A 23,386-nucleotide genomic window follows, 5' to 3' on the forward strand; every position below is an offset into this window, starting at 1 on the left:
GAAAAACGCCACGTCTGAGCGTGGCGTTCCCCGAGTTTTCTTATTTTTTTGCTGTCGCGAACAGCCCGATCCACACGAAAAGGCCAGAAAGAGCAGGTTCAGCCTGGCTGAACCTGAACGTTACAGCCCGATGAGTCGCCTTAAGAGCGTTTCATCATGTCGAAGAACTCATCGTTGGTTTTGGTCATTGCCAACTTGTTGATGAGGAACTCCATCGCGTCAATTTCACCCATTGGATGGATGATTTTGCGCAGGATCCACATCTTCTGCAGTTCTTCCGAGCTGGTAAGCAGCTCTTCTTTACGCGTACCGGAACGGTTGTAGTCGATAGCAGGGAACACACGCTTCTCAGCGATTTTACGCGCCAGATGCAGTTCCATGTTGCCTGTACCTTTAAATTCTTCGTAGATCACTTCGTCCATCTTCGAACCGGTATCAACCAGTGCGGTGGCGATGATTGTCAGGCTTCCGCCCTCCTCTACGTTACGTGCAGCACCGAAGAAACGCTTTGGACGGTGCAGGGCGTTGGCATCAACACCACCGGTCAGGACTTTACCTGAAGCAGGAACTACGGTGTTGTAAGCACGCGCCAGACGGGTAATGGAGTCCAGCAGGATGATCACGTCTTTCTTGTGCTCAACCAGGCGCTTGGCCTTCTCGATAACCATTTCGGCAACCTGCACGTGGCGGGATGCTGGCTCATCGAAGGTAGATGCAATCACTTCGCCTTTCACCAGACGCTGCATCTCGGTCACTTCTTCCGGACGCTCGTCAATCAGCAGTACCATCAGTACGCAGTCTGGGTGGTTGTAAGCAATGCTGGTGGCGATGTTCTGCAGCAGCATGGTTTTACCGGCTTTTGGTGGTGCAACGATCAGACCACGCTGACCACGACCAATTGGCGAGGCCAGGTCCAGTACGCGAGCGGTCAAATCCTCGGTCGAACCGTTACCACGTTCCATACGCAGACGAGAGTTTGCATGCAGCGGGGTTAAGTTTTCGAACAGGATTTTGTTGCGGGCGTTTTCGGGTTTGTCGTAGTTAACTTCATTAACTTTCAGCAGGGCGAAATAACGCTCACCTTCTTTCGGCGGGCGGATCTTGCCGGAAATGGTGTCACCTGTGCGGAGGTTGAAGCGGCGGATTTGGCTAGGGGAAACGTAGATATCATCAGGGCCGGCGAGGTAGGAACTGTCTCCAGAACGGAGGAATCCAAAGCCATCCTGCAAAATTTCCAGTACGCCGTCGCCGAAGATGTCTTCGCCGCTTTTTGCATGCTGCTTCAGGATGGAGAAGATAATGTCCTGTTTGCGCATACGAGCCTGGTTTTCAAGCCCCATGTTTTCGCCGAGTGTAATCAGGTCAGAAACCGGCGTATTTTTTAATTCGGTAAGATTCATAATGGTGGGTTCTTAAACTCGGGGTAAATCTCGGAATGATTGTCGTAAGTGGTATGGCGAAAAATCCATGCCTGTTAATGGCACTCTTGTCAGGATCCGCTCGATGATCACGTGCAGGAAAACGCAAATCTGAGACGAGGAGACGGTAAGGACAAGACGCCGGAAATTCTGATGATGCTAACCGTCAGATTGCTGAATGCCCATAAGGAGAAGATGATTAGGCGTTCAACAAGGAATAAATCTAAGATTCAAACTACAGGTAAGTTCGTAGTGCAGTAAAAACAACTTAGCACGACTGATGTGAAACGTCTAGCAGCTGACTAAAAATATGCCAGGCGCCAGGTCTGAGGGCAAATAAACCCCCTCAGACCTGGCGCCGGACAGGCTGTTAGCCCAGGTTCGCGTTAAGGAACTCTTTGAGCTGGCCTTTTGAAAGGGCGCCAACTTTAGTCGCCGCGACTTCGCCGTTTTTGAACAGCAGCAAAGTAGGAATACCACGAATACCGTATTTAGGCGCGGTGCCCGGATTATCGTCGATATTCAGTTTCGCGATTGTCAGCTTGCCGTCGTACTCTTCGGCGACTTCATCGAGGATTGGGGCGATCATTTTACAAGGACCACACCACTCTGCCCAGAAGTCGACCAGCGTCAAACCTTCTGCTTTTAATACGTCGGAATCGAAGCTGTCGTCGGTCAGGTGAACAATTTTATCGCTGCTCATGTCTTACTCCAAAAGATTATGCCTGGCTGGTTGGCGTAAAATCTGCCAACTTAGGTTGACTTTATTTCACCGGATACGCTTTCGTAAAGCAATAGTAAGCTGATATTCTACCACACTATGAGCAAAACACACTTAACCGAACAGAAGTTTTCCGACTTCGCCCTGCACCCTCAGGTGATTGAAGCCCTTGAAACTAAAGGCTTTCATAACTGCACGCCGATTCAGGCGCTGGCATTGCCTTTCACGCTCTCAGGGCGTGATGTAGCGGGACAGGCGCAAACCGGTACCGGAAAAACGATGGCGTTCCTGACGTCAACGTTCCATCATCTTCTTTCTAACCCTGCGCCAGAAGGCCGTCAGGTGAATCAGCCACGTGCGCTGATCCTGGCCCCTACGCGCGAATTAGCCGTACAGATCCACGCTGATGCTGAACCGCTGACGCAGGCAACCGGTCTCAAGCTTGGGCTTGCTTATGGCGGTGACGGCTACGATAAGCAGCTGAAAGTGCTGGAAAGCGGTGTCGATATTTTAATCGGCACCACTGGCCGACTGATTGACTATACCAAGCAAAATCACGTTAACCTCGGCGCCATTCAGGTGGTTGTGCTCGATGAAGCGGATCGCATGTTCGATCTCGGCTTTATTAAAGATATTCGTTGGCTGTTCCGCCGGATGCCTGCGGCAAATCAGCGTCTGAATATGCTGTTCTCCGCGACCCTCTCTTTCCGTGTTCGCGAACTGGCGTTCGAAAACATGAACAACGCGGAATATGTAGAAGTGGAACCCGAGCAGAAAACCGGCCACCGCATTAAAGAAGAACTTTTCTATCCTTCTAATGAAGAGAAGATGCGCCTGCTGCAAACTTTGCTGGAAGAAGAGTGGCCAGATCGTGCCATCATCTTCGCGAACACCAAGCACCGTTGTGAAGATGTCTGGGGCCACCTGGCAGCAGATGGACACCGTGTTGGGCTGTTGACCGGCGATGTGGCACAGAAGAAACGTCTGCGTATTCTGGATGACTTCACTAAAGGTGATGTTGATATCCTGGTCGCCACCGACGTTGCCGCGCGTGGCCTGCATATCCCTGCGGTAACTCACGTGTTCAACTATGACCTGCCGGATGACCGTGAAGACTATGTGCACCGTATTGGTCGTACCGGACGCGCTGGCGCCAATGGACATTCCATCAGCCTGGCGTGCGAAGAGTACGCGCTGAATCTGCCTGCTATCGAAGAGTATATTGGCCACAGCATTACCGTGAGCCGCTATAACAGTGATGCGCTGATGACCGATCTGCCGCCACCGAAGCGTTTAACACGTCATCGTTCTGGCAATGGTCCACGTCGTGGCGGCAACAACAATCGCCGCAGCAGTGCACCACGCAACAATAACCGTAAACGTTCAGGTTAAAACAGCCATGCTGAGCGCGTCATCACTTTATGCTGCTATCGATCTGGGATCGAACAGTTTTCATATGTTGGTGGTGCGCGAGGTGGCTGGAAATATCCAGACCGTAGCGCGCATCAAGCGCAAAGTGCGTCTGGCCGCCGGCCTCGATAGCGAAAACCATCTTTCCGATGAAGCGATGGAGCGCGGCTGGCAGTGTCTGCGGCTGTTCTCAGAGCAGTTGCAGGACATTCCTGCTGAGCAAATTCGCGTCGTCGCCACCGCCACGCTGCGGCTGGCGTCGAATGCCGGCACCTTCCTGCAAACCGCCCAACACATTCTTGGCTGCCCGGTGAATGTCATCAGCGGCGAGGAAGAAGCACGCCTGATATATCAGGGCGTTGCGCATACCACCGGCGGATCCGATAAGCGTCTGGTGGTGGACATTGGCGGCGGCAGTACGGAGCTGGTAACCGGAAGCGGTTCGCAAACCACCTCCCTTTTCAGCCTGTCGATGGGATGTGTCACCTGGCTTGAGCGCTATTTTGGCGATCGTCATCTGGCGAAAGCCAATTTTGAACAGGCAGAACTTGCCGCTCGTGCGATGATCCGCCCGATTGCTGCTGAGCTACGTGAGCACGGCTGGCAGGTCTGTGTGGGGGCTTCTGGCACCGTACAGGCGTTGCAGGAAATTATGATGGCGCAGGGCATGGATGAACGCATCACCCTGAGCAAGCTGCAGCAGTTGAAGCAGCGGGCGATTCAGTGCGGCAAGCTGGAAGAGCTGGAGATCGAAGGGCTGACGCTGGAGCGCGCGCTGGTGTTTCCAAGCGGTCTGTCGATTCTGATCGCTATTTTCACCGAGCTGAATATCCACAGCATGACGCTGGCGGGCGGTGCACTGCGTGAAGGCCTGGTTTATGGCATGCTTCATTTGCCGATCGATCGTGATATTCGCAGCCGCACGCTGAAAAATATCCAGCGTCGTTTCACTATTGATGCCGAGCAAGCCGACCGCGTGCGCAATCTGGCAGAAAGTTTCGCCCGCCAGGTCAGCCACAGCTGGAAACTGGACGATCGATGTCGGGATCTGCTGGACAGTGCCTGCCTGATGCACGAAATCGGTCTCAGCGTCGATTTCAAACAGGCTCCGCAACACGCTGCCTATCTGATCCGCCATCTCGACCTTCCCGGCTTTACTCCCGCACAGAAAAAACTGCTGGCAACCTTGCTGCAAAATCAGGTCAACAGCATCGATCTGGCGGTATTAAGCCAGCAAAATGCCATCCCGCCGCGAATGGCTGAACGACTCTGTCGTTTGCTGCGTCTGGCGATCATTTTCTCCAGCCGTCGACGTGACGATACGCTTCCTGCGGTTCGGCTTCATGCCGATGACGATGCGTTGCATGTGACGCTGCCCGCTGGCTGGCTGGAAGCGCATCCGCTTCGTGCGGAGCTGCTGGAGCAAGAATGCCACTGGCAGAGCTATGTTCACTGGCCGCTGACCATCGGCTGACCGACAGGCAGTAAAAAGGGGCTGATTCAGCCCCTTTTTCATTTTTAACCGCTCAGTGATTCTACTTCCCTTTCGCCTTGTCGAGCATCGCCTTCAGATTGGCGACGCGGCTTTGTCCGGTCTGCATCCGCTCTTCGGCGCTGACCACTTTGCGCTCGGTTTCCCATTTCAAATCATCCTGCGGCAGCTCCATCAGGAAGCGGCTCGGTTCAGGTCGGATGGTTTCGCCATATTGCCGACGTTCGCGGCATAAGGTGAAGGTCAGCTCTTTGCGGGCGCGGGTGATGCCCACGTAGGCCAGCCGACGCTCTTCTTCGACGTTGTTCTCATCAATGCTGCTTTGATGGGGCAACAGCCCTTCTTCCATCCCGACCAGGTAGACGTAGGGGAATTCCAGACCCTTCGACGCGTGCAGCGTCATTAACTGAACCTGATCCATATCTTCCTCGCTTTCGCCGCGCTCCATCATATCGCGCAGCGTAAACCGGGTGACAACCTGCGTCAGCGTCATCGCCTCATCGATATCGCTGCCCTCCAGCATTTCTGTCATCCACTGGAACAGCGTATTGACGTTTTTCATCCGCATTTCGGCCGCTTTTGGGCTGGCAGAGGTTTCAAACAGCCAGCTTTCATAGTCGATACCGCGGATCAGATCGCGAACGGCGGCGACCGGCTCACGTTCAGCCAACTGTGCGACGTCCTGCAGCCAGAACGTGAACCGCTGTAGCGATTCCAGCCCACGTCCTGACAATGTCTGCTCAAGCCCCATATCGAAGCTGGCGGTAAACAAACTCTTGTTGCGCTGCATCGCCCACTCGCCCAGCTTCTGCAACGTCGCCGAGCCAATTTCACGGCGGGGCGTATTCACAATGCGCATAAATGCGCTGTCATCATTGGGATTGGTCAGCACGCGTAGATACGCCAGCAGATCCTTGATCTCCGGTCGGGAGAAGAAAGAGGTTCCCCCAGAGATGCGGTAAGGAATGCGGTTCTGCATCAGCATTTTTTCGAATACGCGCGACTGATGGTTGCCACGGTAGAGGATCGCGTAATCCTTGTACTGGGTCTTATTGATAAAGTGATGGGCAATCAGTTCACCAATCGTCCGCTCCGCCTCATGATCTTCGTTGTTGGCGGTGACGACTTTCAGCTCTGCGCCATAACCCAGTTCGGAGAAAAGGCGTTTCTCAAACACATGCGGATTGTTGGCGATCAGAATATTGGCGGCTTTCAGGATGCGCTCGGTGGAGCGGTAATTCTGTTCCAGCTTGATGACCTGCAACGCCGGGAAATCCTCGTTAAGCAGCACCAGGTTTTGCGGCCGCGCGCCGCGCCAGGAGTAGATCGACTGATCGTCATCGCCTACCACGGTAAAACGCGCGCGTGCGCCCACCAGCAGCTTCACCAGTTCATACTGGCTGGTGTTGGTATCCTGATATTCATCCACCAGTAGGTAACGGATGCGTTGTTGCCAGCGCTCCAGCACTTCCTGATTGCGCTGGAAAAGCAGGGTCGGCAGCAAAATCAAATCATCAAAGTCGAGCACGTTGCAGGACTTCAGATGTTTGTCGTAAAGGCCATAACAGTGGGCGAAAAGCTTATCCCGCTCCGACACGGCACCCGCCGCCGCACGGGAGGGATCCATCAGATCGTTCTTCCAGTTGGAGATCGTGGAGATCAGCTGTTGCAGCAAGGTCTTGTCATTTTCCAGCCACTCTTCGGTCAGATCCTTCAGCAAAGCCAGCTGATCCTGATCGTCAAATAGCGAAAAGTTCGACTTCATACCCAACGCGGCATACTCGCGCTTGATGATCTCCAGCCCCAGGGTGTGGAAGGTGGAAATCATCAGCCCACGCGCTTCTTTGCGCCCGAGCGTTTGCGCCACACGCTCTTTCATCTCGCGCGAGGCCTTGTTGGTAAAGGTTACCGCGGCAATATGGCGCGCCTGATAGCCGCATTCACGGATCAGATGGGCGATTTTATTGGTGATCACGCGTGTTTTGCCCGACCCCGCACCCGCCAGCACCAGGCAGGGCCCGGTAACAAATTCGACGGCATGTTGTTGGCCAGGATTCAGACGCATAGGAAAGTCGCTCGATGAAAAGACAGAAGGAAAGAGAAATTCAGCGTGGTAGTATAGCCAGCAGCATCCATACGACTCAAGGTACGATCATGGCAAAAACCGCAGCAGCACTCCATATCCTTGTTAAGGAAGAAAAACTGGCTCAGGATATTCTGGCTGAGCTGGAAAAAGGCGCAGACTTTGAAAAGCTGGCCAAGAAGCATTCCACCTGCCCATCGGGCAAAAAAGGCGGCCATTTAGGCGAGTTCAAACAGGGCGCAATGGTGCCGGCGTTTGATAAAGTGGTGTTCTCCTGCCCACTTATCGTGCCCTATGGTCCTCTGCATACCCAGTTCGGTTACCACATCATCAAGGTGTTGTACCGCAACTGATTGCCGGATGACGGACGAAAAAAAAGAGCGGATTCCGCTCTTTTTTTTGCTTTCGGGCCAGTGAAACCAGCCCGTCAGTCAGGCATTAACCGGCAACGGCAATACGCTTCATGTCAGTCATGTAGCCACGCAGTTTGCTACCAACGGCTTCGATTGGATGGTGACGAATGGCTTCGTTAACATCACGCAGCTGAGCGTTGTCGATGGCGGTAGAGGTCGCCTGTGATTTGCCCAGATCGCCGGCCTGCAGGGTAGTCATAAACTCTTTCAGCAGCGGAACTGCCGCGTAAGAGAACAGATAGTTACCGTATTCCGCCGTGTCAGAGATCACCACGTTCATTTCATACAGACGCTTACGCGCGATGGTGTTCGCGATCAACGGCAGCTCGTGCAGAGATTCGTAGTAAGCTGATTCTTCGATAATGCCGGCATCAACCATGGTTTCAAATGCCAGCTCAACGCCTGCTTTGACCATCGCGATCATCACCACGCCTTCATCAAAGTACGTCTGCTCTGCAATTTTACCTTCGAACTGTGAAGCCGTTTCGAAGGCCGTTTTACCGGTCTCTTCACGCCAGCCCAGCAGTTTCTTATCGTCGTTCGCCCAGTCAGCCATCATGCCGGAAGAGAATTCACCGGAGATGATGTCATCCATGTGCTTCTGGAACAGTGGCGCCATGATGGTTTTCAGCTGCTCAGACAGCGCGTAAGCACGCACTTTCGCTGGGTTAGACAGACGATCCATCATCAGCGTGATGCCGCCCTGCTTCAGCGCTTCGGTCACGGTTTCCCAACCGAACTGAATCAGTTTCTCGGCATAGGCCGGGTCAGTCCCTTCTGCCACCAGCTTGTCGAAGCACAGCAGTGAACCCGCCTGCAGCATACCGCACAGAATTGTCTGCTCGCCCATCAGGTCAGATTTCACTTCAGCAACGAAGGAAGATTCCAGAACACCGGCACGGTGACCACCTGTTGCAGCGGCCCAGGCTTTAGCAATCGCCATGCCTTCGCCTTTCGGATCGTTTTCCGGGTGAACCGCAATCAGCGTTGGAACACCGAAGCCACGCTTGTACTCTTCACGGACTTCAGTGCCCGGACATTTCGGCGCAACCATCACTACAGTAATGTCTTTACGAACCTGCTCGCCCACTTCAACGATGTTGAAGCCGTGTGAGTAACCCAGCGCCGCGCCATCTTTCATCAGCGGCTGAACAGCCTGAACAACAGAGGTGTGCTGCTTGTCTGGCGTCAGGTTAACGACCAGGTCGGCCTGCGGGATCAGCTCTTCGTAGGTTCCCACTTTGAAGCCGTTTTCGGTCGCTTTACGCCATGAAGCACGCTTCTCAGCAATCGCTTCTGCACGCAGGGCGTAAGCAATATCCAGACCGGAGTCACGCATGTTCAGACCCTGGTTCAGGCCCTGAGCACCACAACCAACGATGACGACTTTTTTGCCTTTCAGGTAGCTTGCTTCATCAGCAAATTCTTCACGGGACATGAAGCGGCATTTACCTAATTGCGCCAACTGGTTGCGCAGGTTCAAAGTGTTGAAATAGTTAGCCATGGAAACTCCGTATAGGGTTGTTTGGGTCTTTTAATAAGGAGGGAACGCCTTTCGCGCTTACCCTGTATAAACCTTATCATATGACAGGAAATGCATTGCTTAAATTGATATATTAACAACGTGACATTGCAAAAACTGCAACGTGAAATTGAGGCCTGAATTATATGGACTTACGCGATCTGAAACTGTTCCTTCATCTGGCCGAAAGCCGGCATTTTGGCCGCAGCGCAAGGGCGATGCACGTCAGTCCTTCCACCTTATCCCGACAAATTCAGCGGCTGGAAGAAGACCTCGGCCAGGCTTTGTTCCTGCGGGATAACCGTACGGTCACCCTGACCGATGCAGGTGAGCAGCTGCGCCAGTTCGCCCAGCATACGCTGTTGCAGTATCAACATCTGCTGCATTCCATTGGGCAGAATGGTCCATCACTCAGCGGTGAGCTACGCCTTTTTTGTTCCGTGACCGCGGCGTACAGCCACTTGCCCCCGATTCTGGATCGCTTCCGTGCTGAACATCCGCTGGTAGAAATTAAGCTGACAACCGGGGATGCCGCGGACGCGGTGGAGAAAGTGCAGAGCACAGAGGCTGATATTGCCATTGCAGGACGGCCGGAAACCCTGCCGGCCAGTATTGGTTTTACGCCGATCGGACTGATCCCGCTGGTGTTGATTGCCCCGGCGTTGCCCTGCCCGGTCCGGACTCAGGCCACAGAACCTGAGCCGGACTGGTCAGAGATCCCGTTTATTTTGCCCGATCAGGGTCCTGCCCGGCAGCGCATTGATTTATGGTTCCGCCGCCGCCGCATTCCTAATCCGTTGATTTACGCCACGGTGGCCGGTCACGAAGCGATTGTGTCGATGGTTGCGCTGGGCTGTGGCATTGCTTTGCTGCCGGATGTAGTGCTGGAGAACAGTCCGGAGTCCGTGCGCAATCGTATTCTTGAGCTGGATAACGTGGAGATGGTCGCACCGTTCGAACTGGGCGTTTGCGTACAAAAAAAGCGGCTCAATGAGCCGCTTATCGATGCGTTTTGGGCACTGATGTAACTAGCCTGCGAGGAAGAAGCTGAAGGCCGGGTTGTTACTTTCATCATGGAAATCATAGCCCAGCTCGGCCAGGTGCTCTTCAAACTGGGGCTCGCTGTCGCTGAGCTCAAAGCCTGCCAGCACCCGACCATAGTCAGTGCCGTGGCTACGATAATGGAACAACGAAATATTCCAGTGTGTGCCCAGCGTTTGCAGGAAGCGCAGTAATGCGCCCGGCGCTTCAGGGAACTCAAAGCTGAACAACCGCTCACGCAGCGGTTTTGAAGGGCGTCCGCCGACCATATAACGCACGTGCAGCTTGGCCATTTCATCGTCGGACAGGTCGACAACTTTATAGCCGCCCTCTTGCAACAGTTGCAGGATTTCGCTGCGCTCTTCAAGCCCACGCGTCAGCCGCACGCCAACAAAAATGCAGGCGTTATCGGCATTCGCATAGCGATAGTTAAACTCGGTGACCGAGCGACCGCCAAGCAGTTGGCAAAACTTCAGGAAGCTGCCTTTCTGCTCCGGAATGGTGACCGCCAGCAATGCCTCGCGCTGTTCACCCAACTCACAACGCTCCGAGACATATCGCAGACCGTGGAAGTTGACGTTTGCGCCAGAGAGCACGTGTGCCAGACGTTCCCCTTTGATCTGGTGCTGTTGGATATACTTTTTCATGCCGGCCAGTGCCAGCGCCCCGGAAGGCTCGGCAACGGCGCGAACATCCTCAAATAAATCCTTCATCGCCGCACATATCGCATCGCTGTCGACGGTGATGATGTCGTCGAGATACTCCTGGCACAGACGGAAGGTTTCATTGCCGATGCGTTTGACCGCCACACCTTCAGCAAAGCCCCCCACGCGAGCCAGATCGACAGGATGACCCGCGTCGAGCGCCGCCTTCAGACAGGCCGAATCTTCTGCTTCCACCGCGATCACTTTGATCTGCGGCATCAGCTGTTTAATCAGCACGGCAACACCTGCTGCCAGACCGCCGCCGCCAACGGGCACGAACACGCGGTCAAGATGCGCATCCTGCTGAAGCAGCTCCATCGCCAGCGTACCCTGTCCGGCGATCACCATCGGGTGATCGAATGGCGGCACAAAGGTGTAGCCCTTCTGCTCGGCCAGTTCGATGGCCTTGGCTTTCGCTTCGTCAAAGTTGGCACCAAACAGGTAAGCCTCACCGCCAAACGCCCGCACCGCATCCACTTTGATATCTGCGGTAGTCACTGGCATCACAATCAGGGAAGCAATCCCTAACTTTGATGCCGATAACGCCACGCCCTGAGCATGATTGCCGGCGGAGGCGGTAATCACCCCGCGCGCTTTCTGCTCTTCATTCAACGTTGCGATCATCGCGTAAGCCCCGCGCAGCTTGAAGCTGTGCACCGGCTGACGATCTTCACGCTTGACCAAAATGGTGTTGCCCAGACGGGATGAGATCTTCTCCATCTTCTGCAACGGGGTCACCTGCGCCACTTCGTAGACCGGCGAGCGGAGAACCGCCCGCAGATACTCCGCGCCGCATGGCTCGTCGGGTAACGGTTGAGACTCAGCCATCGTTGTTAGCCTCCCAGCTTGCTCTTGTCACGCACAGCGCCTTTGTCCGCACTGGTTGCCAGTAAGGCATAAGCGCGCAGGGCATAGGAAACTTCACGCACACGACCATGTGGCGTGTAGGCCTCGCTACCGCGGGCTTCTTCTTCTTCGCGACGGGCATGCAGCACGTTATCTGGCACATCAACCTTGATGCCGCGATTAGGAATATCGATATCAATGATGTCGCCGTCTCTCACCAGCGCAATGGTTCCGCCGCTGGCCGCTTCTGGTGAAGCATGGCCGATTGACAGCCCGGAAGTACCGCCGGAGAAGCGTCCATCGGTGATCAGCGCACAGCTTTTGCCGAGGCCCATCGATTTCAGATAGGTGGTCGGGTAAAGCATTTCCTGCATGCCCGGTCCGCCTTTAGGCCCTTCGTAACGGATTACAACCACATCACCGGCAACCACTTTGCCGCCCAGGATCGCCGCAACGGCATCATCCTGGCTTTCGTAAACTTTGGCCGGACCACGGAAGGTGTGGCTCTCTTTTTCCACGCCCGCCGTTTTGACGATGCAACCATCTTCAGCGAGGTTACCGTACAGCACGGCCAGACCACCGTCCTGACTGAAGGCGAATTCACGCGTACGAATACAGCCTTCTTTGCGATCGTCATCCAGCGTTTCCCAGCGGCAGTCCTGAGAGAACGCCTGCGTGGTGCGGATACCGGCCGGGCCAGCACGGAACATTTTCTTCACGTCTTCATCTTTGGTCAGCATGATGTCGTACTGATCCAGCGTTTCCTGCAGGGTCAGACCCAGCACGTTACGGACGCTTTGATCCATCAGGCCGGCACGGCTTAATTCGCCGAGGATACCGAATACGCCACCGGCGCGGTGCACATCTTCCATATGGTATTTCGGGGTGCTCGGCGCCACTTTACACAGGTGTGGCACTTTGCGTGACAGACGGTCGATATCTGACATATTGAAGTCGATATCACCTTCCAGCGCAGCGGCCAGCAGGTGCAGAACGGTGTTGGTGGAACCGCCCATGGCGATATCCAACGTCATGGCGTTCTCGAAAGCCGCTTTATTGGCGATGTTACGCGGCAGCGCGCTTTCATCATCCTGCTGATACCAGCGTTTGGTCAGTTCAACAATGCGCTTACCGGCATTCAGGAACAGGTCTTTACGGTCGGCGTGAGTCGCCAGCAGTGAACCGTTACCCGGTTGGGAAAGGCCCAGCGCTTCGGTCAGGCAGTTCATCGAGTTGGCGGTAAACATACCGGAACAGGAGCCACAGGTCGGGCACGCGGAGCGTTCGATCTGCTCGCTGTCGGCATCGCTGACGTTCGGGTTTGCGCCCTGGATCATGGCATCGACCAGATCCAGCTTGATGATTTTGTCAGAGAGCTTGGTTTTACCGGCTTCCATCGGGCCGCCAGAAACGAAGATCACGGGGATATTCAAACGCAGGGAAGCCATCAGCATCCCCGGGGTGATTTTGTCGCAGTTGGAGATACAGACCATCGCATCGGCACAGTGCGCATTCACCATGTACTCGACCGAGTCTGCAATCAATTCACGCGACGGCAGGGAGTACAGCATGCCGCCATGCCCCATCGCGATCCCATCATCCACCGCAATGGTGTTGAACTCTTTTGCCACGCCGCCGGACGCTTCAATCTGCTCAGCGACCAGTTTCCCCATGTCGCGCAGGTGAACGTGGCCCGGTACGAACTGGGTAAAGGAGTTAACTACCGCAATGATTGGCTTACCGAAATCGTCGTCGGTCATTCCAGTGGCGCGCCAGAGGGCACGGGCACCGGCCATATTGCGGCCATGTGTGGTGGTAGCGGAACGTAACTTAGGCATGCTCATACTCCAAAATCAGATAGTGCGCGGGCGTCATATGACGCCCGCTCAGGTATTTTTTTATTATGGGTTAACCGAATCCAGCCAGCCCCATTTGTCTTCTGTTTCGCCAGTGAACAGGCCGAAGAAGGCGGACTGAATGCGGGCAGTAACCGGACCGCGCTTGCCTTCACCTACCTGGATACCGTCTACGCTGCGAACCGGTGTGATTTCAGCAGCCGTACCTGACATGAAGACTTCGTCGGCCAGATACAGAGATTCACGTGACAGCACCTGCTCACGCACTTCGATACCCATGTCTTTAGCCAGCTTGATGATCGCATCACGCGTAATGCCCGGCAGCGCTGAAGAGGTGAATGGCGGGGTAAACAGAATGCCCTCTTTCACTTCGAACAGGTTCTCACCCGCACCTTCAGAGATGTAGCCCTGAGTATCCAGAGCGATACCTTCCTGATAGCCGTGGCGGCGAGCTTCGCTGCCTACCAGCAGTGAGGACAGGTAGTTACCGCCCGCTTTCGCAGCAGTTGGGATGGTGTTGGGTGCCACACGGTTCCAGGAGGAGACCATGGCATCAATACCCTGCTCCAGCGCTTCAGGACCCAGGTACGCGCCCCAAGGGAACGCGGCAATGATCACATCGGTGCTGAAGCCTTCTGGCGGGTTAACACCCAGACCCACGTCGCCAACGAAGACCAGCGGACGGATATAAGCGCTTTTCAGTTTGTTGACGCGCAGAACTTCGCGGCACGCTTCCATCAGTTCATCAACGCTCTGGCTGACCGGGAAACGATAAATTTTTGCAGAGTCGTGCAGGCGCTGCATATGTTCACGATGGCGGAAGACTACCGGGCCTTTGTGCGAGTCGTAGCAGCGGACGCCTTCAAACACAGACGTACCGTAGTGCAGTGCGTGGGACATCACGCTGACCTTCGCGTCTTCCCACTTAACCATCTCGCCATTGAACCAGATAAAGTCAGCTTTCTTCGTCATTCTTATTTTCCTTTCGCGCTCAGGCGCGGATCTGTTGTGTTGTCTGTTGTTGGATCTGGACGCACGCGACATCCATCAGCTTGCTTAATTGTGTTGACAGTAAATCGACTGAGCGCTGGCTGGCAACGGTCATTTCAATATTAATGTTGTCGGTATTATTACTGGAAGCCATATTCATCGCACACACCTGAAAACCACGGTGTCTGACAACCCGCAATATCCGTTCCAGTATTTCGGGTCTGAAGCGGGCTTCGATAGACAATTGATGCTGCATCATGAGGTTTTCTCCATCATATTTTCGTTGCTGGCACCAGGCGGTACCAAAGGCCAGACGTTTTCATGCTCGTCGATGGCGACGTGGAGCATGTATGGCCCTTCACTGTGCAGTAAAGCGTCTAATGCGGCGTCGACCTGGTCTTTCCGGGTAATGCGCTGGCCAGGGATATCAAACGCGCTGGCCAGGGTCAGGAAGTCTGGATTGTCGGACAAATTGGTTTCGCTGTAGCGCTCGGAGAAGAACAGTTGCTGCCACTGGCGAACCATGCCCAAACGCTGGTTATCCATCAGCACGATTTTGACCGGCAGCTGCTTACGTTTAATGGTGCCGAGTTCCTGCACGTTCATCATGAATGAACCATCGCCGGAAACGCAGATAACGGTATCGTTCGGGCGGGCAACCTGCGCACCGACGGCGGCTGGCAGGCCAAAGCCCATCGTGCCCAGCCCGCTGGAGGTGATGAAGTTCTCCGGGCGGTTGAAGAGCATATGCTGTGCGGCCCACATCTGATGCTGGCCCACGTCAGTGGTGACGATAGCGCTGGCGGGTTTACGATCGGACAACTGCTTCAGGAACAATGGGGCAAAGATAGCTTCACCTGGATGATCATAGCGCCAGCCGTTTTCCGCTTTCATCGCGATGACGTGATCGCGCCAGGCGCTGATGTCTGCCGGATGATATAAGTCTGGCAGCATTTTATTCAGGTCGCCGCGCAATGCCACATGGGCCTGACGCAGTTTATTCAATTCAGCCGGGTCAATGTCCATATGGATCACGCTGGCATGCGGAGCGAAGGTGTTTAACTTGCCCGTCACACGGTCATCAAAGCGCGCACCGACGGCAATCAACAAATCACACTGTTGCACCGCGTAGTTAGCGGCTTTGGTACCATGCATACCTAACATGCCCAGGTAGCATGGGTCTTCGGCATCGGGCGTACCCAACCCCTTAAGCGTAGCAACTGTTGGAATACCGGTCTCTTTAACGAAAGCGCGCAGTGCCTCAACGGCGCCGGCCATGCCAACACCGCCGCCGACATAGAGGATTGGCTTCTTCGCCTGCGCCAGCATGGCTCTTGCCAGCTGCAATTCCTGATGAGGATGCTCGGTTTCGGCTTCGACCGGCAACAGGTGAGCCGTTAACTCGCCACTCGCCAGTTGAATATCTTTAGGAATGTCGATCAGTACCGGGCCAGGACGACCAGACTGCGCGATAGCGAAAGCTTCAGCCATCACTTCTGGCAATTCTTCCAGTGATTCCACCAGGAAGCTGTGTTTGGTGCAGGACAGGGACATTCCCAGCACGTCAATTTCCTGAAACGCATCAGTACCGATAAAGGCAGCGGAAACCTGACCGGTGATCGCCACCACAGGCACAGAATCCATCATCGCATCAGCCAGGCCGGTGATCAGGTTCGTTGCACCCGGGCCGGAAGTGGCGATACACACGCCGACTTTGCCAGTAGAACGGGCGTAGCCGATAGCGGCCATTGCTGCGCCCTGCTCATGGCGACAGAGTAGGTGTTCGACGCCACCGTCATAGAGCGCATCATAGACGGGCATAATCGCCCCACCCGGATAGCCGAAAACTGTCTCGACACCGTGCGCACGCAACGCCTGAACCACCCACTGAGCACCATTCATAGTTATTTCCCCGCCTCTGGCTGGGAACAACAGCATTTTATTCTACTGTTCATAATCTGTTCCTCTGTCATTGATAACCTGCCAAAAAAAAACCCCCGGACCTTTCGGTGCGGGGGTTCTTTCGAAATCAGGCTTGATTTTTAAGCCTTTCTTTCTCCGAGCGTAGCCCCGCACGGCGTGATAATAATCACGACGACGTTAATAATGACTAGGCTGACGACTCGTAGAAGGGCTTTCATTTGTATTCGATAATTTCGCTTGTTCGAAGTAATGCCTACAGAGTTATCACAGTTAGCGAGTCAAACTCAACTTTTTTGATCATTTTATTTTATACTGCGCGCTGCAATATTCAAAAAAGCGATGGTTATTCAGGGAATAAGCCAGATCCTGAAAATTATTCATTACGCACCCTGCGCAATGACTACAGGTGAAAAAAACACCGTTCATATTGCGAGCCCTGTCGAACGCCACTCATAAAATCTGTCCTCAGGACAATGTTCTTTGCGAGCCCGCCCGGTAAAGCAGCAGCGGGCACTCGAAAGTGTTCCGCTGAAAAGTAAGACTGCGATAAACAAGGAGTGTCTATGTCGCTATCTCTCGCCTATACCCGAGCCGCTATTGGTATCGAGGCGCCATTGGTGTTGGTTGAAGTTCATCTCAGTAATGGCCTGCCCGCGCTTTCACTGGTGGGTCTGCCTGAAACGACGGTAAAAGAAGCCCGCGATCGGGTACGCAGTGCCATCATCAACTGTGGCTTTACCTTTCCCGCTAAACGCATCACCGTCAATCTTGCGCCAGCCGATCTTCCGAAAGAAGGAGGAAGATACGATCTTCCTATCGCAATAGCGATTCTGGCGGCCTCAGAGCAGATTCCTGCGGAGAAGTTGGGGCAATATGAATTCCTGGGAGAGTTAGCTTTAACAGGTGCTCTCCGTGGCGTACAGGGCGCCATTCCCGCAGCGCTGGCAGCCACTCAGGCACAGCGCCAGCTGATCTTGTCGAGCGATAACCTTGAAGAGGTCGGCATGATCCACGAGGCGAAAAGCTTGCTGAGCGGTCATCTATTAAACGTTTGCCATTTTCTTGCCGGCCACACAACGCTTGAAGAGGCACGATGTGAGTTACCTGAGGTAGGCTGGCAAGGAGGAGACCTCAGTGACATCGTGGGTCAGCAACAGGCGAAGCGGGCACTGGAAATTTGTGCCGCCGGTGGGCATAACCTGTTACTGATTGGGCCACCCGGCACAGGGAAGACCATGCTTGCCACCAGGCTAACCGGGTTGATGCCATCATTAAGCGATGAGGAGGCCCTGGAGAGCGCCGCCATCGCCAGCCTGGTCAGCACAGGTGTTCTGCATCAGCAATGGCGACAGCGCCCATTCCGGGCCCCTCATCACACGTCATCACGCTATGCACTGGTCGGTGGCGGTTCAATGCCAAAACCCGGCGAGATTTCGCTGGCACACAATGGCATTCTGTTTCTGGATGAGCTGCCAGAGTTTGATCGTAAAACGCTGGATGCGCTGAGAGAACCGCTTGAGTCTGGTGAGATTTGTATTTCACGCGCGCGGGCGAAAGTGACCTACCCGGCGCGCTTTCAGTTAATAGCCGCAATGAACCCCAGCCCGACGGGTCATTATCAGGGTACCCATAATCGCAGCACGCCGCAGCAGACGCTTCGCTACCTCAACAAACTGTCCGGGCCGTTCCTCGATCGCTTCGATCTGTCGCTTGAAGTCCCTCTGCTTCCACCTGGCACACTGAGCAGGCAAAACGCCAACAGTGAAAGCAGCACCACTATTCGGCTGAGGGTGATTGCGGCCCGACAACGCCAGCTTAATCGTGCCGGAAAGGTTAATGCCCTGATTCAGCCCAAAGAAATTAAGCGCGATTGCCGGATAACGCAGCAGGATGCGCAGTGGCTCGAAGAGGTGTTGAATCAGTTAGGTCTGTCAGTTCGCGCCTGGCAGCGTATTCTGAAGGTTGCCCGCACGATTGCAGATTTAGGAAAGAAGGAGAGTATTCAGCGAGAGCACCTGCACGAGGCGCTAAGTTATCGGGGGATCGACAGGTTACTTAGCCATCTACAGAAAAGTCTGGAATGAAAAAGGGGCCGAAGCCCCTTTTATCTTAATCGTCGCTATCCGTGTAATCTTCCACACCTTCCATCTGTGGCTTACCGCCAGACAGGGTGTGGAAACGTTTAGGACGCTTAATCCGGCTCATGTACTTGGACCAGACGCGCTCTGCTTCAGTCTGTGGCTCACGGATGCCGCGGCACACCTCAACAAACAGACGCTCTTCTTCCGTTGCAGGCTCACGTTTTACCAGATCCAACTCGTTAAAAGCGTAACCATAACGCTCAAGAAGTTGGGCTTCTTTGATGGTGAAATCACCATGACGGGAGAATCCACGCGGATAGTGTTTGTTGTCAAAAAAACGATTAGTTGTTGCGAAGCTTTCCGCCATTCTACACGCTCCTAACTCTTCTATGGCCGTGCTATTTATGGCGCGGAGTATTAGATACGCTTGACAGAGTGTAAAACAAAACATTTAAATCATAACGACAAATGTTTTTTAGGAGATGGATGTGGATACGGAATTACTGAAGACCTTTCTTGAAGTGAGCAGAACTCGCCACTTTGGACGTGCCGCTGAAGCGCTCTATCTCACACAATCGGCCGTGAGTTTTCGCATCAGGCAGCTTGAAAATCAGCTGGGGGTGAATCTTTTTACCCGTCACCGCAATAACATACGGCTGACTTCGGCTGGTGAGCGCCTGTTGCCTTACGCCGAAAGTTTGATGAGCACATGGATGATGGCCAAGAAGGAAGTCTCGCACACCCAGCAGCATCATGAGCTGTCGATAGGGGCCAGTGCGTCGTTATGGGAGGCTTACCTCACGCCCTGGCTGCAGACACTGTATGAGAACCGTGAAAGCCTGCACCTCGAAGCGCGCGTCGCTCAGCGTCATCTGCTTGTGAAGCAATTGCATGAGCGTCAGTTGGATCTGCTGATCACCACTGAGGCACCGAAAATGGATGAGCTCACCAGCCAGCAAATTGGGCATATCTCATTAACCCTGTATCGTTCACGAAAAACGGACAAACGTGAGAAATATGACTATATCAAGCTGGAATGGGGCGCTGATTTTCACCAACATGAGAGCTATCTTGCCGGTGCAGATGACGTCCCAGTGTTAACGACCACCTCGGCCCACTTAACCCGGCAGCTGCTGCACACCACGGGAGCCTGCTCATTCTTGCCGGACATCTGGCAAAGTGAATACCCGGATCTGGTGGTGATCCCGGACACGCCAGTGGCCGTCAGACCGCTTTATGCCGTGTGGCTACAGAACAGCGATCAACAAACGCATATTCGTCAGTTGATTAAATTTCCGGTTAATACGCAGTAACTCGGGCATGAAAAGCGAGCAGAATGGTCAGTTTACTGGCCATTTTTTTCATCTGAAGAGAGGGAATTGGAGGAATTTGCAGCAGAAATCGCTGTATTACAGGCAAAAAAAAATCCTTTGCCGAAGCAAAGGATCATTTTTAATGGCAGGGGCGGAGAGACTCGAACTCCCAACACCCGGTTTTGGAGACCGGTGCTCTACCAATTGAACTACGCCCCTAAAAGGGTGGCGGAACGGACGGGGCTCGAACCCGCGACCCCCTGCGTGACAGGCAGGTATTCTAACCAACTGAACTACCGCTCCACCGATTCTGTACTGACTTCAGAATGTTGCTTCTGATATCAGGTGTTTCGCCCTTTCCGTGTCACTGGAAAGGTCATGACCATAAAATGGTCTAAATTGATGCCTGGCAGTTCCCTACTCTCGCATGGGGAGACCCCACACTACCATCGGCGCTACGGCGTTTCACTTCTGAGTTCGGCATGGGGTCAGGTGGGACCACCGCGCTAAAGCCGCCAGGCAAATTCTGTTATTCACGCCGCCATAGGGCCGCGCAAATTTATCCGGTTCAAGCTGAAAATATCTGTTCGTGTCTCTCAGACACCACCAGAACGCTTCTGGTGTTGTAAGGTTAAGCCTCACGGGTCATTAGTACCGGTTAGCTCAACGCATCGCTGCGCTTACACACCCGGCCTATCAACGTCGTAGTCTTCAACGTCCCTTCAGGGGCCTTAAAGGCCCAGGGAAGATTCATCTCGAGGCAAGTTTCGCGCTTAGATGCTTTCAGCGCTTATCTTTTCCGCACTTAGCTACCGGGCAATGCCATTGGCATGACAACCCGAACACCAGTGGTGCGTTCACTCCGGTCCTCTCGTACTAGGAGCAACCCCTCTCAATCTTCCAGCGCCCACGGCAGATAGGGACCGAACTGTCTCACGACGTTCTAAACCCAGCTCGCGTACCACTTTAAACGGCGAACAGCCGTACCCTTGGGACCTACTTCAGCCCCAGGATGTGATGAGCCGACATCGAGGTGCCAAACACCGCCGTCGATATGAACTCTTGGGCGGTATCAGCCTGTTATCCCCGGAGTACCTTTTATCCGTTGAGCGATGGCCCTTCCATTCAGAACCACCGGATCACTATGACCTGCTTTCGCACCTGCTCGAGCCGTCACTCTCGCAGTCAAGCTAGCTTATGCCATTGCACTAACCTCACGATGTCCGACCGTGATTAGCTAACCTTCGTGCTCCTCCGTTACTCTTTAGGAGGAGACCGCCCCAGTCAAACTACCCACCAGACACTGTCCCCACGCCGGATCACGGCGCCAGGTTAGAACATCAAACGTTAAAGGGTGGTATTTCAAGGTTGGCTCCACGCAGACTGGCGTCCACGCTTCAAAGCCTCCCACCTATCCTACACATCAAGGTTCAATATTCAGTGTCAAGCTATAGTAAAGGTTCACGGGGTCTTTCCGTCTTGCCGCGGGTACACTGCATCTTCACAGCGAGTTCAATTTCACTGAGTCTCGGGTGGAGACAGCCTGGCCATCATTACGCCATTCGTGCAGGTCGGAACTTACCCGACAAGGAATTTCGCTACCTTAGGACCGTTATAGTTACGGCCGCCGTTTACCGGGGCTTCGATCAAGAGCTTCTCCTTGCGGATAACCCCATCAATTAACCTTCCGGCACCGGGCAGGCGTCACACCGTATACGTCCACTTTCGTGTTTGCACAGTGCTGTGTTTTTAATAAACAGTTGCAGCCAGCTGGTATCTTCGACTGGCTTCAGCTCCGGGAGCAAGTCCCTTCACCTACGCGCCAGCGTGCCTTCTCCCGAAGTTACGGCACCATTTTGCCTAGTTCCTTCACCCGAGTTCTCTCAAGCGCCTTGGTATTCTCTACCTGACCACCTGTGTCGGTTTGGGGTACGATTCCGTGTTACCTGATGCTTAGAGGCTTTTCCTGGAAGCAGGGCATTTGTTACTTCAGCACCGTAGTGCCTCGTCATCACACCTCAGCGTTAAAAGAGTCCGGATTTACCTAAACTCTCCGCCTACATGCTTAAACCGGGACAACCGTCGCCCGGCTAACATAGCCTTCTCCGTCCCCCCTTCGCAGTAACACCGAGTACAGGAATATTAACCTGTTTCCCATCGACTACGCCTTTCGGCCTCGCCTTAGGGGTCGACTCACCCTGCCCCGATTAACGTTGGACAGGAACCCTTGGTCTTCCGGCGAGCGGGCTTTTCACCCGCTTTATCGTTACTTATGTCAGCATTCGCACTTCTGATACCTCCAGCAGACCTCACAGTCCACCTTCGACGGCTTACAGAACGCTCCCCTACCCAACAACGCATAAGCGTCGCTGCCGCAGCTTCGGTGCATGGTTTAGCCCCGTTACATCTTCCGCGCAGGCCGACTCGACCAGTGAGCTATTACGCTTTCTTTAAATGATGGCTGCTTCTAAGCCAACATCCTGGCTGTCTGTGCCTTCCCACATCGTTTCCCACTTAACCATGACTTTGGGACCTTAGCTGGCGGTCTGGGTTGTTTCCCTCTTCACGACGGACGTTAGCACCCGCCGTGTGTCTCCCGTGATAACATTCTTCGGTATTCGCAGTTTGCATCGGGTTGGTAAGCCGGGATGGCCCCCTAGCCGAAACAGTGCTCTACCCCCGAAGATGAGTTCACGAGGCGCTACCTAAATAGCTTTCGGGGAGAACCAGCTATCTCCCGGTTTGATTGGCCTTTCACCCCCAGCCACAAGTCATCCGCTAATTTTTCAACATTAGTCGGTTCGGTCCTCCAGTTAGTGTTACCCAACCTTCAACCTGCCCATGGCTAGATCACCGGGTTTCGGGTCTATACCCTGCAACTTAACGCCCAGTTAAGACTCGGTTTCCCTTCGGCTCCCCTATACGGTTAACCTTGCTACAGAATATAAGTCGCTGACCCATTATACAAAAGGTACGCAGTCACACCACGAAGGTGCTCCCACTGCTTGTACGTACACGGTTTCAGGTTCTGTTTCACTCCCCTCGCCGGGGTTCTTTTCGCCTTTCCCTCACGGTACTGGTTCACTATCGGTCAGTCAGGAGTATTTAGCCTTGGAGGATGGTCCCCCCATATTCAGACAGGATGTCACGTGTCCCGCCCTACTCATCGAACTCACAGCAAGTGCATTTTTGTGTACGGGAGTATCACCCTGTACCCTGCGACTTTCCAGACGCTTCCACTAATGCACAAACTGATTCAGGTTCTGGGCTGTTCCCCGTTCGCTCGCCGCTACTGGGGGAATCTCGGTTGATTTCTTTTCCTCTGGGTACTTAGATGTTTCAGTTCCCCAGGTTCGCCTTGCAACACTATGTATTCATGTTGCAATGATGCACCAAAGTGCACCGGGTTTCCCCATTCGGGTATCGTCGGTTATTGCGGTTCATATCACCTTACCGACGCTTATCGCAGATTAGCACGCCCTTCATCGCCTCTGACTGCCTAGGCATCCACCGTGTACGCTTAGTCACTTAACCTCACAACCCACAAGCGTCCCGAAAGACACTGCTGTTGTA

General features: G+C 54.0%; 17 protein-coding genes, 2 tRNA genes and 2 rRNA genes. 6 read left to right on the forward strand and 15 right to left on the reverse strand.

Annotated features, from left to right (window positions below; translation table 11 throughout):
• Positions 1-140 precede the first annotated feature (140 nt).
• Both rho and trxA read right to left on the reverse strand, forming a co-directional pair.
• Positions 141-1,400 (reverse strand): transcription termination factor Rho, encoded by a 1,260-nt coding sequence (gene rho, locus AC0IXH_RS16790; RefSeq protein ID WP_013200233.1) that lies wholly within the window; start codon positions 1,398-1,400, stop codon positions 141-143.
• 388 nt (positions 1,401-1,788) lie between these two features.
• The gene (gene trxA, locus AC0IXH_RS16795; RefSeq protein ID WP_013200232.1) at positions 1,789-2,121 is read right to left on the reverse strand and encodes a thioredoxin TrxA; all 333 of its coding nucleotides are present in this window, start codon (positions 2,119-2,121) and stop codon (positions 1,789-1,791) included.
• 117 nt (positions 2,122-2,238) lie between these two features.
• Here trxA and rhlB point away from each other — a divergent pair, with 117 nt between their 5' ends.
• Positions 2,239-3,531, forward strand: coding sequence for an ATP-dependent RNA helicase RhlB (rhlB, locus tag AC0IXH_RS16800; protein ID WP_151038561.1), 1,293 nt, complete (start codon positions 2,239-2,241; stop codon positions 3,529-3,531).
• Between the two features lie 7 nt (positions 3,532-3,538).
• The gene (gppA, locus tag AC0IXH_RS16805; protein WP_134823178.1) at positions 3,539-5,023 is read left to right on the forward strand and encodes a guanosine-5'-triphosphate,3'-diphosphate diphosphatase; all 1,485 of its coding nucleotides are present in this window, start codon (positions 3,539-3,541) and stop codon (positions 5,021-5,023) included.
• Positions 5,024-5,084: 61 nt separating this feature from the next.
• On the opposite strand, the gene rep is transcribed toward gppA, so the two are convergent.
• The gene (rep, locus tag AC0IXH_RS16810) at positions 5,085-7,106 is read right to left on the reverse strand and encodes a DNA helicase Rep (RefSeq protein WP_471720738.1); all 2,022 of its coding nucleotides are present in this window, start codon (positions 7,104-7,106) and stop codon (positions 5,085-5,087) included.
• Between the two features lie 89 nt (positions 7,107-7,195).
• Between rep and ppiC the strand changes: the two genes are divergently transcribed.
• Entirely contained in the window at positions 7,196-7,477 is a 282-nt protein-coding gene (gene ppiC / locus AC0IXH_RS16815) for a peptidylprolyl isomerase PpiC (RefSeq protein ID WP_013200228.1), read from the forward strand.
• A gap of 85 nt (positions 7,478-7,562) precedes the next feature.
• Here ppiC and ilvC read toward each other — a convergent pair whose 3' ends face one another.
• Entirely contained in the window at positions 7,563-9,041 is a 1,479-nt protein-coding gene (ilvC, locus tag AC0IXH_RS16820; RefSeq protein ID WP_013200227.1) for a ketol-acid reductoisomerase, read from the reverse strand.
• A 164-nt stretch (positions 9,042-9,205) separates the two neighbouring features.
• On the opposite strand from ilvC, the gene ilvY reads away from it, so the two are divergent.
• The gene (ilvY, locus tag AC0IXH_RS16825) at positions 9,206-10,087 is read left to right on the forward strand and encodes an HTH-type transcriptional activator IlvY (protein ID WP_013200226.1); all 882 of its coding nucleotides are present in this window, start codon (positions 9,206-9,208) and stop codon (positions 10,085-10,087) included.
• Here the strand turns inward: ilvY and ilvA are convergent, their stop codons facing one another.
• The 6 genes from ilvA to ilvL all read right to left on the reverse strand — a co-directional run bounded on the left by ilvA (position 10,088) and on the right by ilvL (position 16,637).
• Positions 10,088-11,632: a threonine ammonia-lyase, biosynthetic gene (gene ilvA, locus AC0IXH_RS16830; RefSeq protein ID WP_013200225.1), complete on the reverse strand. Its 1,545-nt coding sequence runs from the start codon at positions 11,630-11,632 to the stop codon at positions 10,088-10,090.
• A 5-nt stretch (positions 11,633-11,637) separates the two neighbouring features.
• Entirely contained in the window at positions 11,638-13,488 is a 1,851-nt protein-coding gene (ilvD, locus tag AC0IXH_RS16835) for a dihydroxy-acid dehydratase (protein ID WP_013200224.1), read from the reverse strand.
• Positions 13,489-13,551: 63 nt separating this feature from the next.
• Positions 13,552-14,478, reverse strand: a complete 927-nt coding sequence (locus AC0IXH_RS16840; protein ID WP_013200223.1) for a branched-chain amino acid transaminase — start codon at positions 14,476-14,478, stop codon at positions 13,552-13,554.
• Positions 14,479-14,497: 19 nt separating this feature from the next.
• On the reverse strand, positions 14,498-14,755 hold the full coding sequence (ilvM, locus tag AC0IXH_RS16845) for an acetolactate synthase 2 small subunit (protein WP_041691853.1): 258 nt from the start codon (positions 14,753-14,755) through the stop codon (positions 14,498-14,500).
• On the reverse strand, positions 14,752-16,398 hold the full coding sequence (ilvG, locus tag AC0IXH_RS16850) for an acetolactate synthase 2 catalytic subunit (protein WP_471720739.1): 1,647 nt from the start codon (positions 16,396-16,398) through the stop codon (positions 14,752-14,754). The genes ilvM and ilvG overlap by 4 nt, the downstream gene beginning before the upstream one ends.
• 140 nt (positions 16,399-16,538) lie before the next feature.
• A complete protein-coding gene (ilvL, locus tag AC0IXH_RS16855; protein ID WP_071822090.1) occupies positions 16,539-16,637 on the reverse strand; it encodes an ilv operon leader peptide in 99 nt (32 codons plus the stop codon).
• Positions 16,638-16,982: 345 nt separating this feature from the next.
• On the opposite strand from ilvL, the gene AC0IXH_RS16860 reads away from it, so the two are divergent.
• Positions 16,983-18,503, forward strand: a complete 1,521-nt coding sequence (locus AC0IXH_RS16860; protein WP_471720740.1) for a YifB family Mg chelatase-like AAA ATPase — start codon at positions 16,983-16,985, stop codon at positions 18,501-18,503.
• Positions 18,504-18,528: 25 nt separating this feature from the next.
• On the opposite strand, the gene AC0IXH_RS16865 is transcribed toward AC0IXH_RS16860, so the two are convergent.
• A complete protein-coding gene (locus tag AC0IXH_RS16865; RefSeq protein WP_013200220.1) occupies positions 18,529-18,867 on the reverse strand; it encodes a MaoP family protein in 339 nt (112 codons plus the stop codon).
• A 121-nt stretch (positions 18,868-18,988) separates the two neighbouring features.
• On the opposite strand from AC0IXH_RS16865, the gene hdfR reads away from it, so the two are divergent.
• A complete protein-coding gene (gene hdfR, locus AC0IXH_RS16870) occupies positions 18,989-19,813 on the forward strand; it encodes an HTH-type transcriptional regulator HdfR (RefSeq protein WP_041692181.1) in 825 nt (274 codons plus the stop codon).
• 143 nt (positions 19,814-19,956) lie between these two features.
• Here hdfR and AC0IXH_RS16875 read toward each other — a convergent pair.
• From AC0IXH_RS16875 to AC0IXH_RS16890, 4 genes are all read right to left on the reverse strand, one after another.
• Positions 19,957-20,032: transfer RNA gene (locus AC0IXH_RS16875), tRNA-Trp, on the reverse strand.
• 7 nt (positions 20,033-20,039) lie between these two features.
• Positions 20,040-20,116: transfer RNA gene (locus tag AC0IXH_RS16880), tRNA-Asp, on the reverse strand.
• A gap of 101 nt (positions 20,117-20,217) precedes the next feature.
• Positions 20,218-20,333, reverse strand: a 5S ribosomal RNA gene (gene rrf, locus AC0IXH_RS16885).
• 107 nt (positions 20,334-20,440) lie between these two features.
• Positions 20,441-23,347: ribosomal RNA gene (locus AC0IXH_RS16890) — 23S ribosomal RNA — on the reverse strand.
• Positions 23,348-23,386 lie beyond the last annotated feature (39 nt).

The sequence above is a fragment of the Erwinia sp. AC075 genome, from assembly GCF_979253995.1.